Source organism: Rudaeicoccus suwonensis (assembly GCF_007829035.1).
Lineage (GTDB): Bacteria > Actinomycetota > Actinomycetes > Actinomycetales > Dermatophilaceae > Rudaeicoccus > Rudaeicoccus suwonensis.
Genome location: NZ_VIVQ01000002.1, coordinates 1 through 14,779, shown reverse-complemented (window position 1 = coordinate 14,779; position 14,779 = coordinate 1). Strand labels below are relative to the sequence as shown.

At 67.0% G+C, this 14,779-nt stretch carries 15 protein-coding genes; 11 read left to right on the top strand and 4 right to left on the bottom strand.

Features of this window, described 5'->3' with window-relative positions; genetic code table 11:
• Nucleotides 1-101: 101 nt before the first annotated feature.
• Nucleotides 102-1,085: a DUF8017 domain-containing protein gene (locus BKA23_RS11260; RefSeq protein ID WP_145228683.1), complete on the top strand. Its 984-nt coding sequence runs from the start codon at nucleotides 102-104 to the stop codon at nucleotides 1,083-1,085.
• Nucleotides 1,086-1,099: 14 nt separating this feature from the next.
• Here the strand turns inward: BKA23_RS11260 and BKA23_RS11255 are convergent, their stop codons facing one another.
• Complete coding sequence (locus BKA23_RS11255; protein ID WP_145228682.1) at nucleotides 1,100-2,059, bottom strand: SAM-dependent methyltransferase; 960 nt, start codon at nucleotides 2,057-2,059, stop codon at nucleotides 1,100-1,102.
• A gap of 72 nt (nucleotides 2,060-2,131) precedes the next feature.
• Here BKA23_RS11255 and BKA23_RS11250 point away from each other — a divergent pair, with 72 nt between their 5' ends.
• From BKA23_RS11250 to BKA23_RS11225, 6 genes are all read left to right on the top strand, one after another.
• Entirely contained in the window at nucleotides 2,132-3,019 is an 888-nt protein-coding gene (locus BKA23_RS11250; RefSeq protein ID WP_145229531.1) for a Rossmann-like and DUF2520 domain-containing protein, read from the top strand.
• Nucleotides 3,016-3,876, top strand: a complete 861-nt coding sequence (panC, locus tag BKA23_RS11245) for a pantoate--beta-alanine ligase (RefSeq protein WP_145228681.1) — start codon at nucleotides 3,016-3,018, stop codon at nucleotides 3,874-3,876. The genes BKA23_RS11250 and panC overlap by 4 nt, the downstream gene beginning before the upstream one ends.
• A 100-nt stretch (nucleotides 3,877-3,976) precedes the next feature.
• A complete protein-coding gene (locus BKA23_RS11240) occupies nucleotides 3,977-5,476 on the top strand; it encodes an AlkA N-terminal domain-containing protein (RefSeq protein WP_145228680.1) in 1,500 nt (499 codons plus the stop codon).
• On the top strand, nucleotides 5,473-5,979 hold the full coding sequence (locus tag BKA23_RS11235) for a methylated-DNA--[protein]-cysteine S-methyltransferase (protein WP_145228679.1): 507 nt from the start codon (nucleotides 5,473-5,475) through the stop codon (nucleotides 5,977-5,979). The genes BKA23_RS11240 and BKA23_RS11235 overlap by 4 nt, the downstream gene beginning before the upstream one ends.
• Before the next feature lie 30 nt (nucleotides 5,980-6,009).
• Complete coding sequence (locus BKA23_RS11230) at nucleotides 6,010-6,183, top strand: hypothetical protein (RefSeq protein WP_246104621.1); 174 nt, start codon at nucleotides 6,010-6,012, stop codon at nucleotides 6,181-6,183.
• A 105-nt stretch (nucleotides 6,184-6,288) separates the two neighbouring features.
• Nucleotides 6,289-6,618: a histone-like nucleoid-structuring protein Lsr2 gene (locus tag BKA23_RS11225; protein ID WP_145228677.1), complete on the top strand. Its 330-nt coding sequence runs from the start codon at nucleotides 6,289-6,291 to the stop codon at nucleotides 6,616-6,618.
• 153 nt (nucleotides 6,619-6,771) lie between these two features.
• On the opposite strand, the gene ligD is transcribed toward BKA23_RS11225, so the two are convergent.
• Together ligD and BKA23_RS11215 are read right to left on the bottom strand one after the other, a co-directional pair.
• Nucleotides 6,772-7,695: a non-homologous end-joining DNA ligase gene (gene ligD, locus BKA23_RS11220; protein ID WP_145228676.1), complete on the bottom strand. Its 924-nt coding sequence runs from the start codon at nucleotides 7,693-7,695 to the stop codon at nucleotides 6,772-6,774.
• Between the two features lies 1 nt (nucleotide 7,696).
• Nucleotides 7,697-8,644, bottom strand: coding sequence for an ATP-dependent DNA ligase (locus BKA23_RS11215; RefSeq protein ID WP_170226487.1), 948 nt, complete (start codon nucleotides 8,642-8,644; stop codon nucleotides 7,697-7,699).
• A gap of 16 nt (nucleotides 8,645-8,660) precedes the next feature.
• On the opposite strand from BKA23_RS11215, the gene ku reads away from it, so the two are divergent.
• Together ku and BKA23_RS11205 are read left to right on the top strand one after the other, a co-directional pair.
• On the top strand, nucleotides 8,661-9,536 hold the full coding sequence (gene ku / locus BKA23_RS11210; RefSeq protein WP_145228675.1) for a non-homologous end joining protein Ku: 876 nt from the start codon (nucleotides 8,661-8,663) through the stop codon (nucleotides 9,534-9,536).
• 63 nt (nucleotides 9,537-9,599) lie between these two features.
• On the top strand, nucleotides 9,600-10,127 hold the full coding sequence (locus BKA23_RS11205; RefSeq protein WP_145228674.1) for an arsenate reductase/protein-tyrosine-phosphatase family protein: 528 nt from the start codon (nucleotides 9,600-9,602) through the stop codon (nucleotides 10,125-10,127).
• A gap of 73 nt (nucleotides 10,128-10,200) precedes the next feature.
• Here the strand turns inward: BKA23_RS11205 and BKA23_RS11200 are convergent, their stop codons facing one another.
• Entirely contained in the window at nucleotides 10,201-11,307 is a 1,107-nt protein-coding gene (locus BKA23_RS11200; RefSeq protein WP_145228673.1) for a hypothetical protein, read from the bottom strand.
• 226 nt (nucleotides 11,308-11,533) lie between these two features.
• On the opposite strand from BKA23_RS11200, the gene BKA23_RS11195 reads away from it, so the two are divergent.
• A complete protein-coding gene (locus BKA23_RS11195; RefSeq protein WP_145228672.1) occupies nucleotides 11,534-14,074 on the top strand; it encodes an ATP-dependent Clp protease ATP-binding subunit in 2,541 nt (846 codons plus the stop codon).
• A 162-nt stretch (nucleotides 14,075-14,236) separates the two neighbouring features.
• Nucleotides 14,237-14,749 (top strand): amino-acid N-acetyltransferase, encoded by a 513-nt coding sequence (locus BKA23_RS11190; protein WP_246104620.1) that lies wholly within the window; start codon nucleotides 14,237-14,239, stop codon nucleotides 14,747-14,749.
• Nucleotides 14,750-14,779 lie beyond the last annotated feature (30 nt).

Sequence of the window (14,779 nt, the reverse complement as noted above, 5' to 3'; positions counted from 1 at the left end):
CCTCGGTCCATCGAAGTGGTCGGCACGGTATGGATTGCGGCTGGGAAATTGCTGGAATCTCGAGGTCCTGCGCCGGGGGACTCTGCTTGTAATCTTCTCGGGTGAGCAACCAAGGGGATGGCGGCTGGCCGCCGTACGGTCAGGGTGACCAGTCGCCGAGCAGCTGGGAGGGGACCGGCGCGGGGTCATACGGCTCGTCGTCGGATCCTGGTGCTACCGGCCCCAGCTCCGGAGCGACCTCGGCCAATCCGCAGTCGGGGTATTACAACCGGTACGAGCAGGTGTCGTCCGAAACGGTCGGCTCGCTGTCACCGAAGCGGCCGAAACGCACCAGTGTCAAAGTGATTGCCGGTGTCGTGGCGGTTGTTGTGGTCGCTGTCGGCGGAGGGCTCGTCTTCGCGCTCAAGGGCGGCGGCGGCGGGTCTGCCAAGGCCGCGCAATCGGCGTCGACCACCTCGCTTGCACCGCCCACGGCGACAACGTGGACCAATCCGACCATCGCCAGTGGGGCGCGCGCGCTCGAAGCCGGCTGGCAGTCGCAGTCCGGTGGCAGTTATCAGCCGGGACAGTACGACGTGCCCGATGCCGGCTGGAAGCTGTCGTCGCAGGGCACCATCGCCGGGTGGGCCGATAGTCAGGGCAATCCACTTGCGACCGTTGCGGCCCCGGCGAATTACGGTCTCGGCTGGTGCGCTGCCGACAAGACCCAATCGCTCGCGACGATTGGTCTGTACGGCATCGGGACTTCTGATCCGACATCGGCTGGGCCCATTGCGACCAAGAAGTTTGCTGACGCGCTCGCGATCAAGAGCGACAACTCGTACGCGGCGGAGTCCAAGATCACCCCGGTGAAATATATCAAGGTGAACCAGGGCACGATTCAGGCCGCGGAATACTCGATCACCGCGACGATCGGGGATCCTGGCAAGTGTTCGGCGGCCAAGCAGGTCGTGGTGACCACGGTCAGCTTCAAGGTGAACGGATCCTCGGCGATGCTCGTCCTGGTGCGCAACATCGGCCAGCCCGGCGTCCTCACGCAGGCCCAGGCCGACGCGGTCCTGGCCACCTTCCGTCCGCAGAGCTGACACCTCGCGAGCGGTCAGTCGCCGGGCCGTTTCTCGAGCAGCCACCAGAAGTCGCCCAGACCGTCTGCGCTTGTCAATGTGGCGAGTGCGCTTCGCTCGGCCAGGGCCTGCAGGTATGCCGGTGGGTCGGTCGCGGCCAACGCAATCTCCGGTGCCGGCCGGGTGATGCCCAGTTGGGCGAAGACCTGCCGCTGTCGCACGCGCTCCACCTCCGGGCCGGCGAGCGAGTCGATCGCCACGTGGGCGGTGATGTCGGTGCTGCGGTCGGGCAGTGGCGGGCAGGCTGCACCGTCGCGGAAGCCCAGGAGGGTGCCGTGCACAGGGCGCTCGTGTGCGAGGTGGCCGTAGTCGACGACGACCACGACGCCGCTGACGACTCTTTCCCGCAGCGTCGCGTATGCCGCATCCCGGGTGGAGCCGATCTCGGCGCGATCGCCCTGCTGTGGCGAGCCTGGCCAAAAGCGTTGCAACCACTGAAGATCCCCGTCATCGACTGGATCGCCCAGCCGTTCCTCGCCGGAGTCGGCGACCTCGACGATGCGCCATACGTGCGCGTCGAACTCCACGACGGGGCAGGGCACCACGTCCAGCCATTCGTGGGCGAAGACGAGCGTGTTCTGCAGCCCGTGCAGCGTCGGCGGAAGCCCGGCGCCGCCGACCGCCGTCGTCCAGGCGGCGCCGTCCGGCAGCCCGTCAGGGCGCGGTGCGACGTCGACGCCGTGCAGGCGAAGGTCTGGGGCTGTGCGCGCGAGTTCGGTGAGGAACTCGCCGCGACCGGCGGCGATTTCGAGGACTGAGTCGCACCCGTACCGTCGGGTGAGCGCCACGACGGCACTCGCGAGCAATGGACCCGAACCTGGTATGCCCTGAGCTGACGTCGCGAAATGCGCTGCTGGACCTGCGGATTGGCGGTAGAACCCGCCGTCGGCATACAGGCTGTCCTGCCATGCCTGCTGCCAGGTCCGCCATGCCATGCCACACAGGCTAGGTCAGTCGCCCCGGCTGGCCGTCGCGCCGACGAGCCGACTAGCGTCGTGCGGGTGAGTATGCCTGAGCCGACCCTGCGCATCGGAGTCATCGGCGCCGGCCGGGTGGGCGCCGTGATAGGTGCGGCCTTCCGGGCATCCGGCCACGAGATCGTCGGTGTGAGTGCGGTCAGCGAGGCATCTCGGGAGCGGGCGGCGCGACTGCTGCCCGGTGTGCCCGTGCTGCAGGTGCCTGACGTCGTGGCCGTTGCCGACGTGGTGCTGCTCGCGGTGCCGGACGACGAGATCGCCTCGTTGGTGACCGGTCTCGCGGCCACGAGGGCGTGGGCCGGGGGGCGACTGGCCATCCATTTCAGTGGTTTTCACGGTGTGGACGTGCTCGCGCCCGTGGTTGCCGCCGGTGGCGACGCCGTTGCCTTGCATCCGGTGATGACCTTCTCCGGCACGGCCAAGGATCTGCCGCGACTGGTCGGCACACCGATGGCGGTGACGGCGTCGATGGGCGCGGATCTGGTCTCCGAAGCGTTGGTGCTCGATCTTGGCGGTGAACCCTTCCGGTTGGCAGAGGAGCAGCGCTCGACGTATCACGCCGCTCTGTCGCATGGCGCCAACCACGTCACGACTCTGGTTGCACAGGCGCAGCAGATGCTGCGCGCCGCCGGGCTGGACAACCCGGCAGTGATCCTGCGCCCCCTGATCGAGGCCGCGATCGACAACGCGCTCGAGCACGGTGACCGCGCACTCACCGGGCCGATCATCCGTGGCGACGTCGGCACGGTGAGCGCACATCTGGATGCGGTGAGCCGGCAACCTGAGGACATCGCGATGGCATACCGTGCCATCGCGACTGCGACGGCGTTACGTGCCATCTCGCGCCGCGCGATGCCCGCCGAAAGTGTCACTCCGATGTTGGAGATCCTGCAGCCGAAGGACGACGAGGACCGATGACCGCCACCCCTGTGATCGCACACACCCGTCAGGACCTTCACGCCGCTCGGGCGCGGCTCGAGGGGACTGTCGGTGTCGTGATGACGATGGGGGCCCTGCACGAGGGCCACGCCGAACTCATCAGGCAGGCAGCCTCCGCGGCGGACCACGTCGTCGTGACGATCTTCTTGAATCCGTTGCAGTTCGCCGCAGGCGAGGATCTGTCGCGATACCCCCAGACCCTCGAATCCGACGTCGAGATCTGCGCGCGGGAGGGCGTCTCGCTCGTGTTCGCGCCGAGTCCGGATGTCGTCTATCCCGATGGTGAACCCGGTGTGCGCGTCAGCGCCGGCGGTCTCGGTGATGTGCTGGAGGGTGCTTCCCGCGTCGGCCACTTCGACGGGGTGCTGACCGTCGTGGCCAAGATGCTGCACCTGATGCGGCCCGACCTGGCCTTCTTCGGGCAGAAGGATGCCCAGCAACTGCTGCTCATCCGGCGAATGGTGCAGGATCTGGACTTCCCTGTGGAGATCGTCGCTGTTCCGACCGTCCGCGAGCCCGACGGGCTCGCTCTCAGCAGTCGCAACACCTACTTGTCGCCCGCCGATCGTGAAGTGGCACAGTGTCTTTCGGCTGCATTGCGGGCCGGCGAGCAGCATGCGACGGCTGGTCCGGCCGCGGTCCGCCGAGCGGCTCGTGACGTGCTGGTGCGAGAGCCGCTTGCGCTCGTGGACTACCTCGTGCTCGTCCATCCCTCGACCCTCGAACAAGTGCCGGAGTGGTATCGCGGACCGGCGTTGCTCGCCGTCGCCGCGAAGGTCGGCACCACCCGGCTCATCGACAATCTGCCGTTGCACCTGGGCCCGGCTCAGGCGTGACGGTTCGCTTTGCTGGCACTGTTCCCGGTGCCAACTGGCAGAAAAGCGTCATGTCGCTTTTCTGCTAGATATTGTCGGTGTCCGCCCCCAGACTGTTCTCGTGATAGCGGAACACAACGTGTGCCTGGCGGCCGTGCGGTCACGGGATGCGCGCTTCGACGGATGGTTCTTCACCGGCGTGCGCACCACCGGGATCTATTGCCGGCCCAGTTGCCCGGCAACCCCGCCCAAGGCCGCCAACATCACGTTCTATCCGAGCGCAGCCGCTGCTCAGACGGCCGGCTTCCGAGCGTGCAAGCGATGCCGGCCGGATGCCAGTCCCGGGTCGCCGGAGTGGAATCTGCGAGCTGACCTCGTCGCGCGGGCGATGCGCTTGATCGGTGACGGGGTCGTCGACCGCGACGGCGTGCAGGGGCTCGCGCGGCGGCTCGGCTACAGCGCGCGTCAGATCGAGCGCGAGGTGCGCGCCGAACTCGGCGCGACACCAGTCGCCCTTGCCCGGGCGCAGCGGGCCCAGACCGCACGGGTGCTGATCGAGACGACCACCTTGCCGCTGTCCGACGTCGCACACGCGGCGGGCTTCGGCAGCATCCGGTCGTTCAACGACACGGTGCAGGCGGTCTTCGCGACCGCCCCGCGGCAGTTGCGCAGCCGGGCAGCGGCCGCTGATGCCGGCGCGGGCGGTCTGACAGGCGCCTGGCACCACGTTTCGCTCCGGCTGCCGTTTCGCACACCCTTTGCGGTCGAAGGACTCTTCGGCCACCTTGTGGCGACGGCCGTACCAGGCGTCGAGGAGTGGCACGACGGCGCATATCGCAGGGCGGTGCGGCTGCCGCACGGCTTCGCTGTCGTGGCCCTGCGGCCCGAGTCGGACCACGTCGCTGCTCGATTGTGGTTGCAGGATCTGCGCGACCTGACGGTTGCGGTCAGCCGGTGCCGGTTCCTGGTGGATCTCGATGCAGACCCGTGGGCGATCGACGCCCACCTGCGGGCGGACCCCGTGCTGCGTCCGCTGGTCGAGGCACAACCGGGTCGACGGGTTCCGCGCACGGTCGACGGTGCCGAACTCGCCATACGGATGGTGCTCGGGCAGCAGATCTCCACGCGTGCCGCCCGGACCCATGCGGCCCGGCTGGCCACGTCATACGGCAGCCCGATCCAGGACCCGGGTGGTGGGCTGACCCACGCGTTCCCGGAACCGGCGGCGCTCGCCGACATACCGGACGAACACCTGGCGATGCCCGCGAGCAGAAGGCGCACGGTGCGGATCCTCGCGGCGGCACTTGCGGACGGCAGCCTCGATCTGTCTCCCGGCGCGGACTGGGGTGCAGCACGCGCCGCGCTCGACGCACTGCCCGGGATCGGGCCGTGGACCGTCGATGGCGTCGCAATGCGGGCTCTGGGTGATCCGGATGCCTTCATAGCGTCCGACCTCGGTGTGCGCGCCGCACTGAAACGGTTCGGTATGCCGGTCGCAGGCGCCGCGCTGCAGCAGGCGACTGCGGCGTGGCGGCCCTGGCGTGCATACGCCGTTCAACACCTGTGGGCGAGTGGTTCCCACGACATCAACCGACTCCCGAATCAGGAGGCGTCGTCATGACGACCAGACACACCACGATGGAACACACGCCGATCGGCGTGCTGACACTGGTGGCCGAGGATGACGCGCTTAGTGGCATCTTCATGCAGCAGCACCGTCACCGCCCGCCGACGCAGACCTTCGGGCCGGCGGTGTCACCCGACGACGACGTGCTCGCCGAGGTGGCTCGTCAGCTGACGGAGTATTTCTCCGGCGAGCGCCGCGACTTCGATCTGCCGTTGGCTCAGCACGGCACCGATTTCCAACGCCGTGTATGGCGCGGACTCCTCGACATCGAGTACGGCCAGACGTGGTCGTACGGGCAACTGGCGGCCCATATCGGCGCGCCGGGCAGCAGTCGGGCAGTAGGGCTGGCCAACGGCCGCAACCCGATCTCGATCGTGGTGCCCTGCCACCGGGTGGTGGGCGCCTCCGGCAGCATGACCGGTTACGGCGGCGGGATCGAACGAAAGGCATGGTTGCTGAACCTGGAACGCCCGCCCGTGGAGGGGGCTTTGTTCTGACGCACAGGATGCGGGCATACGATCGTTTGCGTGTGGCCGTACATAGAGACCTTGTTGCCGTCGATCGGCCTGCTCTATCTGTTGTACATCATCCTCAAGCACATGATGGAAGGCGATCGCCGAGAGCGGGTCGCACATGCGCAGTGGGAGCAGGAGCACACCATTCAACAAGAGCCGACCGCGCCCGAGGCTAAAAACCTCTGATTCATCAATTGCTATTACGGCAACCTCTGGAAGGCGTGCCGTTTGCCGTGCTGCTTTGTGTTAGCGTTGGTTACTGACAAAACAATGGTGACTAAAGGAGGCCTGATGGCTCAGCGGGTGCAGATCCTGCTAGAGGACGACATCGACGGCTCGGAAGCATCCGAGACTGTCGTTTTCGCGCTCGACGGCAAGACGTATGAGATCGATCTCGCCGCGGCGAATGCTGCAAAGCTTCGTGACTCTTTCGCGAAGTGGATCGGCTATGCACGTCCCATGAAGAACCGCGCGCGTACGACTGGCGCCACTCGCCAGAGCAACCCTCGCGGCGACCTGAACAAGATTCGTGAGTGGGGCCGTTCCAACGGATACAAGGTCAGCGACCGCGGTCGTGTCTCGGCCGAGTTGCAAGAGGCCTACGCCAAGGCAAACGGCTGAGAATCACCCGAGGCTTTACGTAGGACGCCACTTCGGGGTGCCCCTGCCGACCGGTCGCTACAGCGACGTATGTCGGCAGACGGGTTCCCCGAGGTGGCGTTTTGCATGCGGTGGCCAGCACACAGAGTTCACCGGTTTTGACAGCCGACCAGTTCAGTCATGATCGGCGAGTCCGGAAGCGAACAGATCGCCCACCGCAGACAACTGCGACATCACCTCATTGATGTCGAGTTGTTTCAATTCGTCGCCGGAGAGACCGCTCTCGATGTCGGTCCATGAGCGCGGCGCCGCAACTGTCGGCCGGTCGCGGCCTCGAGTGGAATACACCGCGATGGTTGTCTTGGCCGCCGTATTTTGTGACCAGTCCAGTAATACCCGCCCCGGCCGGATCGAGCGCGTCATCTTCCAGACAACCTGATCCGGGCGCTGTGCAGTGAGCGTCTGCGCCAACTCGCGCGCCAGATCCCGAATTTCCTCACTCGTGCGAGAACCGTCCAATGCGGCATACACCTGCATTCCCTTGCTGCCCGATGTCACCGGAACGGTGCGGTGAAGCCCTTGCCGCGCCAATTCGTCACGTATGACGAGAGCGAGGCGCGCGGCTTCGACCAGACCGGCCGGGGCTCCCGGATCGAGGTCGATCACCAGGCGATCCGGTGGCATCGGCCCGTCCGGCCCCACTCGCCACTGCGGTACGTGGAATTCCAGCGACGCCAGGTTGACCAGGTAGGTGAGCTGAGCGAGATCGTTGACCAGCGGATAGGTCACCGTGCCGCCCGAGCCGCGCGAGCCGGGTGAGTCCAACTCAACCCTGTCCAGCCAGTCCGGAGCGCCCGGCGGGAGGTTCTTCTCGAAAAACGACAGATCCGACACACCGTGCGGGAAGCGCACCCGGGTCACCGGTCGGCCGGCGAGACCGGCGAGGAAGGGCTGCGCCACCGTGGCGTAGTAGCTCATGATCTCGCCCTTGGTGGTCTCGGTCGCGGGGTACAGGATCTTGTCCAGGTTGGACACGCTCAGCCGGCGTCCGCCGACTGCCACCGTCAGGCTCGTGCCGTCTCTCGGCTGCTGCGGCATCTCACCCCTCCAGTTCGATCAGATCGGCCGTGGTGAGATCGGCGCGCAGGCCCCGCCACGTGGGTTGTCGCAGCCGCTCGCCTGCGGTGACCCCGTGGAACTCGATGTCGGCAATGAGCTCCGGCCGCACCCAGTGGGCGTCCCGCAGCGCTTCGGGTGGCACAGGATCGGTGAACGGCGAGTTGTCGACCCCGAGAGCCACCAGCTGCGCGCGCAGACTTTCTCCGGCCCGGCCGGCCAGGCCCGATCCGACCAATCCACGGTAGGCGAGCCCGCCGCTTGCGGTCGGTGTGGCCAGGTGCACCGACCCCAGACGGCTGCTGGTGCGTTCGGGCAGCCATCCGCACACCACGAACGACCCGGTCGCACGGTGCACCGTCTTGCGCCAGTCGCCGCTACGACGGCCGGGTTGGTATGTCGAGCCCAGTCGTTTAGACACCACGCCCTCGAAGCGGTGCTGCGCGGTCGCGGTGATCAACGCCGCGCCGTCGTCGAAGACCGGTGGCGTCCGCACGTGTGGACCGGACAGGCCAAGCCCCTCCACGAGATGCCGCCGATCGCTCAGCCGCATCGCCGTGGTGGGGCGGTTCATCGCACGCAGCACATCGAAGACCATCAGGCAGACCGGCGCTGCCACCGCCATACGTGCCGCTGCTGCCGCGTCGGTGAGGTGGAAGCGCTCGGCCAGCGTCGCGAACGACGGCCGCCCGTCCGGGCCCATGACGACCACCTCGCCGTCGAGCAGCAGATCGGCATACCCGGTGATCCCGGAGTCGGGGCCGCACAGTTCCGGAAAGGCCGGCGTCACCTCGCGTTCGGTGCGTGAGAACACCCGAACAGTGGAGCCGCGCACCTCGACGAGGGCGCGCATGCCGTCCCATTTGACCTCGTGTTGCCAGCCCGGACCGGGCGGCACCGCCTCCACGGGGGTGGCAAGCATCGGTCGCATGAGGCAATCTTGCCGAATGCGCGCTATCTGGAAGGGCGCCGTGTCCTTCGGTCTGGTGAACGTGCCGGTCCGGCTCTACTCGGCCACTGAGAACCACGACGTCCAGTTCCGTCAGGTCCACCGGGCCGACGGTGGCCGGATCCGGTATCGACGCGTGTGCGCGATCGACGGCGAGGAGGTGTCGTATGACGACATCGCCAAGGGCTACGAGACGCAGGACGGCGCGATGGTCGTGCTCACCGACGACGACCTGGCCGACCTGCCGATCAGCACCAGCAAAGAGATCGCGGTCGACAAGTTCGTGCCGAGCGACCAGATCGACCCGCTCTATCTGGACAAGTGTTACTACCTCGAGCCTGACGCGTCGGCGGTGAAGCCGTACGTCCTGTTGCGTGAGGCGCTGACGGACACCGACCGGGTCGCTCTTGTCACGGTGTCGTTGCGCACCCGTATGACGGTGGCCTTGTTGCGCGTGCGCGGCGAGGTCATCGTGCTGCAGACGCTGCTGTGGCCCGACGAGGTGCGACCGCAGGAGTTCGACGTGCTCGACGAGGACGACACCGAGGTCAAGCCCGCCGAGTTGTCGATGGCGCATCTGCTGGTGGAGTCACTCGCCGGCGACTACGACCCCCACGACTATGTCGACGACTATGAGGAGGCGGTCAAGCAGGTCGTCGAGGCCAAGCTTGCCGGCGGCGAGGTTGCCGTGGCGCCAGAGCCGGAAGACGACGGTGGCGAGGTGCTGGACCTGCTCGCGGCCCTCCAACAAAGCGTCGACCGCGCCAAAAAAGCGCGCGGTGAGTCCGACGACGACGAGGCGGAGCAGAAGCCGACGTCGGAGGCAAAAGCTGCGACGAAGAGCGGGAAGGGCAAAAAGCGAAAAGCCGGTTGATGCGACCGGTGCGCATGCGAGGATCGGTGCCATCCCGCACCGCCCGAGAGGTTCCTTCACACCATGCCGCTGATGCTCTTCGTCTGCACCGGGAACATCTGCCGGTCGCCGTTCGCCGAGCGGTATGCCGCGCACCTTTATCAGCAGGTCGGGCAGACCGGCTGGGAGTTTGCCAGCGCTGGGGTCGGCGCCTTGACCGGATCAGGCATCGACCAGTTCATGGCCGCCGAACTACGAGCGCGCGGTGTCGATGACAGCGGCTTCGCGTCGCGGCAGTTGACGCCCGCGGTGATGCGCACGGCCGATCTGATCGTCGGGATGGAGACCGCGCACCGCACCTATGTGCTCGAGGAGTTCCCTGCGTTCGTGCGGCACACGTTCACGCTCGTGCAGTTGGCGAAGGCGGTGTCGGCGGCTGATCCGCACGAGCACGGCGCCGACCTGGTCAGCAGCATCGGCGCCTATCGGCCCCGGCTGACCGATGACGACGACGTGGCCGACCCCTACCAGCGGGGCCCCGAGGTCGCGGCGCGGACTGCGGAGCACATCGCCGAGCTGCTCGATCGGCTGATCCCACGACTGCTGGTATGACGGCAGCAGGTGCCTGCACGGCTGGTCAGGTCGACGTGCCCGGTGCGAGGTACCGCCGGCACGGTCTGCGCGGTCAGCTGTACTGCAGCAGTCCGCTGGAGTACAGCACCTCGATCGCGTCCAGCACCAGGTGCGTCGCGTCCGCGTGGTCGCCGTGCTCCTGTCGGCAGCGGTCCACCAAGGCGTCGGCGCTGACCGGGCGTTCGCAGTGTCGCCAGATGGTGGAGCCGAGACCGTCCAGCACCACCGTCGACGAGCCGACCAGCACCACGATGCTCTCGTCGATCGCGATGGCATCGGTGTAAGGCAGCCGGGTCACCGTCGACCCCAGCGACAGCGCCGCGGTCGGCGCGGGGGCGGCGGGAGCTGCGTCATACATCTCGGGCAGTTCGGAGCCAGGCGCCGGGTGCAGCTGGTCGAGAATCTCGGGCTGAACGCGCGGTGTGGCCAGCGCAGAGCGCAGTATGTCGGCGGTCTGGTCGATGTCGCGGTATCGCAACCGCAGCACGCCTCCCGCGGCGACGACGAGGCCGGCGAGGGTGCCAAGCGGGTGGTCCATCGCCGGAAGCGCCGACGTCTGCGGGATGAGCGCGAGCAGGCCGTCCGCCAGTGCGAGCTGCTCGATCTCGGGCTCGCCGGCATCGGGATCGCGGTCCAGCAGCACGATCGTCGACAGTCGCAGTGCAACCGGCGCAGTCAGCAGCCCGAGCGCGTCGGGGCTTTCTTGGCGCTTGTGCGTCGGTTCGGCCGGATCGATGACGACGGACAACGGTTTGGGATACGCCGTGACGGTCAGATCTGTGCTGATGACGACCGTCTCGTCGGAGACATAGCCGAATCCGTTGCGGCACAACCAGCGTGCGGCGGTCGTCTTGCCGGTGCCGGACGGTGCGACGAGCGCGATCACGGAGCCGGTGGCGAGGTCGGCGACGCCGGCGGCATGCAGCATGAGGCGGGAGCCCGCGCTCTGTCGAATGCCGGCGAGGGTCAGCTCGGTGGCGAGCTGGTAGTCGCGGCGGTGGGTCTCGATGTGCTCGCGCAGGGGAATCTCGGCGTCGGCCGGCAGGCCGGTGTCGGCCAGGCACCTGGACCACTGCGACCGGATGCGCTCGCGGTCGGCCTCCTCGACCTCCACCGCCACGATCGCGCCGAAGACGTCGATCAATTCGGGCGAGGTCATGCCGGGGATCGTAGGCCAATGGGCATCCACGGCGGTCACCCGTGCGGACTCGGCGATTTCGCTGTCCGCGAACAAATGGTGTGCTGCTACCGGTCGTGGAACAGGGTGCGGTGTGGTGGCGTTGACCGCCTCGAAGACCATTGCCCTGGGAGCGCCGTCACAGCCGTCGGTGTTTCAGGGGTTGCGGCTAGCATCGATGGTGGCGCTTGCTACCCGAGGAGTTGAGATGTTCGAACGGTTTACTGACCGCGCACGGCGAGTTGTGGTGCTCGCTCAGGAAGAAGCGCGCATGCTCAACCACAACTACATCGGCACCGAGCACATCCTGCTCGGCCTGATCCACGAGGGTGAGGGTGTTGCCGCCAAGGCTCTGGAGAGCCTCGGTATCTCGCTGGATGCCGTCCGCGAGCAGGTCCAGGAGATCATCGGCCCCAGCCAGCAGACGCAGTCGGGTCACATCCCGTTCACCCCGCGCGCCAAGAAGGTCCTTGAGCTGTCGTTGCGCGAGGGTCTGCAGTTGGGCCACAGCTACATCGGCACCGAGCACATCCTGCTCGGCCTGATCCGCGAGGGTGAAGGCGTCGCCGCCCAGGTGCTGGTCAAGATGGGCGCCGACCTTGCCCGCGTGCGCCAGCAGGTCATCCAGCTGGTGTCCGGCTACCAGGGCAAGGAGCCCACCCCGGGTGGCCCCGGTCAGACCGGTCCTGAGGCGGGCACCCCCGCCGGGTCCCTCGTGCTCGACCAATTCGGGCGCAATCTGACTCAGGCGGCCCGCGAGGGCAAGCTCGATCCGGTCATCATGCGCGACAAAGAGATCGAGCGCGTGATGCAGGTGCTGTCGCGACGCACCAAGAACAATCCGGTGCTCATCGGAGAGCCGGGCGTGGGCAAGACCGCCGTGGTCGAAGGCCTCGCCCAGGACATCGTGCGCGGCGAGGTGCCCGAGACGCTGAAGGACAAGCAGCTCTACACCCTCGACCTCGGTTCCCTCGTCGCCGGCAGCCGCTACCGAGGCGATTTCGAGGAGCGTCTGCGCAAGGTGCTCAAGGAGATTCGCACCCGCGGCGACATCATCTTGTTCATCGACGAGATCCACACCCTCGTCGGCGCGGGTGCCGCCGAAGGCGCGATCGACGCGGCCTCGATCCTCAAGCCGATGCTGGCGCGTGGCGAGTTGCAGACCATCGGTGCCACCACGCTGGACGAATATCGCAAGCACATCGAGAAGGACGCTGCCCTCGAGCGCCGGTTCCAGCCGATCCAGGTGCAGGAGCCGACGATCCCGCACGCGATCGAGATCCTCAAGGGCCTGCGCGACCGTTACGAGGCGCACCACCGGGTCACGATCACCGACGCCGCGCTGGTGGGGGCGGTCAACATGGCGGACCGTTACATCAACGACCGTCACCTGCCGGACAAGGCCATCGACCTGATCGACGAGGCGGGCGCCCGATTGCGCATCCGCCGGATGACCGCCCCGCCGGACCTGCGCGAGTTCGACGACAAGATCGCGCACGTGCGTCGTGAGAAGGAATCCGCGATCGACGGTCAGGACTTCGAGAAGGCCGCGTCACTGCGCGACGACGAGAAGAAGCTCATCAACGCCAAGGCGCAGCGTGAGAAGGAGTGGAAGTCCGGAGACATCGACGTCGTCGCCGAGGTCGACGAAGAACTCATCGCCGAGGTCCTGGCGGCATCGACCGGCATCCCGGTCTTCAAGCTGACCGAGGAGGAGTCCAGCCGCCTCTTGCGGATGGAGGACGAACTGCACAAGCGCATCGTCGGCAACGACGACGCGATCCGCGGTCTGTCGCAGGCGATCCGCCGCACGCGCGCGGGTCTGAAGGATCCGCGCCGCCCGGGTGGCTCGTTCATCTTCGCCGGCCCCACCGGTGTCGGTAAGACCGAGCTTGCCAAGGGTCTGGCGGAGTTCCTGTTCGGCGACGAGGACGCCCTCATCACGCTCGACATGTCGGAGTTCTCCGAGAAGCACACCGTGTCGCGGTTGTTCGGATCGCCCCCCGGCTACGTCGGCTACGAAGAAGGCGGCCAGCTCACCGAGAAGGTCCGTCGCAAGCCGTTCTCGGTCGTGCTGTTCGACGAGGTCGAGAAGGCGCACCCGGACATCTTCAACTCGCTGCTGCAGATCCTGGAGGACGGGCGCCTGACCGACAGCCAGGGCCGGGTGGTCGACTTCAAGAACACCGTCATCATCATGACCACGAACCTCGGCACGCGTGACATCTCCAAGGGCGTCACGCTCGGGTTCGCGTCCGGCAACGACAACTCGACCGGCTACGAGAAGATGAAGGCCAAGGTCAACGACGAGCTGAAGCAGCACTTCCGCCCGGAGTTCCTCAACCGTGTCGACGACACGATCGTCTTCCCGCAACTGACCCAGGACGAGATCGTGCAGATCGTCGATCTGCGGATCGCCGATCTCGACATCCGGTTGAAGGACAAGGACATGGCGATCGAGCTGACCTCGGCCGCCAAGGCCCTGCTGGCCGAGCGCGGTTACGACCCGGCCCTCGGTGCACGCCCGTTGCGGCGCGCCATCCAGCGTGAGATCGAGGACATGCTGTCCGAGAAGATCCTGTACGGCGAACTCGGTGCCGGCGAGATCGTGCTGGTCGACGTCGAGGGCGAGGGCAAGGACGCGAAGTTCACCTTCGCCGGCAGTCCGAAGCCGGAGGCACCCGACGGTCTGACCGTCGAGACGGCCGGTATGGGCGGCGACCACGGGATCGACCTGTCCAAGGACTGACCTGTTCGAACGGAAGGGGCCGGGTGCACGCACCCGGCCCCTTCGGCGTCCGTGTGGCGATGTGTCGTTGTGACGATGTGTCACCCCGTATGCCGATGTCGCCGTCTCACGAAGGCGGGCGTGCCGTGAGTGAGAGTGGTCGCGGCAGTAGGCTGCGCGTTCGTGAAGGACCCTGACCTGGTGATCCGTCCAGCGCGCGCCACGGACGTGCGTGGCATCCGCGAACTCGTGGCGCCATACGTCGCGTCTCGGGCGATCGTGCCCAAACCGGCGGTGGCATATTTCGAGGGGCTGCAGGAGTTTCTGGTCGTCGAGCGCGGTGACCGCATCGTCGGATGCGGCGCGTTGCACGTCATGTGGGAGGACGTCGCCGAGGTCCGCACCGTCGCCGTCGACCGGCAGGAGCTGGGTCAGGGGATCGGCAGCGAGATCCTGCGCGCGCTGCTCGACCGCGCTCGGGCGCTCGGGGTGCGCCGGGTGTTCTGCCTCACCTTCGAGGTGGGATTCTTCGCCTCCCACGGGTTCGCCGAGATCGAAGGCGATCCGGTCACTCCCGAGGTGTATGCCGAACTGCTCCAGTCGTATGACGAGGGCGTCGCCGAATTCCTCGACCTGGACAGGGTCAAACCGAACACGCTCGGCAACCACCGGATGCTGCTGACGCTGCATCCGTGAGGTGATCGCCCCTCAGCGGCGGGCTCGGTA

Coding starts and splice junctions, on each gene's coding strand:
- BKA23_RS11255 (WP_145228682.1), bottom strand. CDS start 2,059: ATGGCATGGCGGACCTGGCAGCAGGCATGGCAGGACAGCCTGTATGCC.
- BKA23_RS11250 (WP_145229531.1), top strand. CDS start 2,132: ATGCCTGAGCCGACCCTGCGCATCGGAGTCATCGGCGCCGGCCGGGTG.
- panC (WP_145228681.1), top strand. CDS start 3,016: ATGACCGCCACCCCTGTGATCGCACACACCCGTCAGGACCTTCACGCC.
- BKA23_RS11235 (WP_145228679.1), top strand. CDS start 5,473: ATGACGACCAGACACACCACGATGGAACACACGCCGATCGGCGTGCTG.
- BKA23_RS11225 (WP_145228677.1), top strand. CDS start 6,289: ATGGCTCAGCGGGTGCAGATCCTGCTAGAGGACGACATCGACGGCTCG.
- ligD (WP_145228676.1), bottom strand. CDS start 7,695: ATGCCGCAGCAGCCGAGAGACGGCACGAGCCTGACGGTGGCAGTCGGC.
- BKA23_RS11215 (WP_170226487.1), bottom strand. CDS start 8,644: ATGCGACCGATGCTTGCCACCCCCGTGGAGGCGGTGCCGCCCGGTCCG.
- ku (WP_145228675.1), top strand. CDS start 8,661: ATGCGCGCTATCTGGAAGGGCGCCGTGTCCTTCGGTCTGGTGAACGTG.
- BKA23_RS11205 (WP_145228674.1), top strand. CDS start 9,600: ATGCCGCTGATGCTCTTCGTCTGCACCGGGAACATCTGCCGGTCGCCG.
- BKA23_RS11200 (WP_145228673.1), bottom strand. CDS start 11,307: ATGACCTCGCCCGAATTGATCGACGTCTTCGGCGCGATCGTGGCGGTG.
- BKA23_RS11195 (WP_145228672.1), top strand. CDS start 11,534: ATGTTCGAACGGTTTACTGACCGCGCACGGCGAGTTGTGGTGCTCGCT.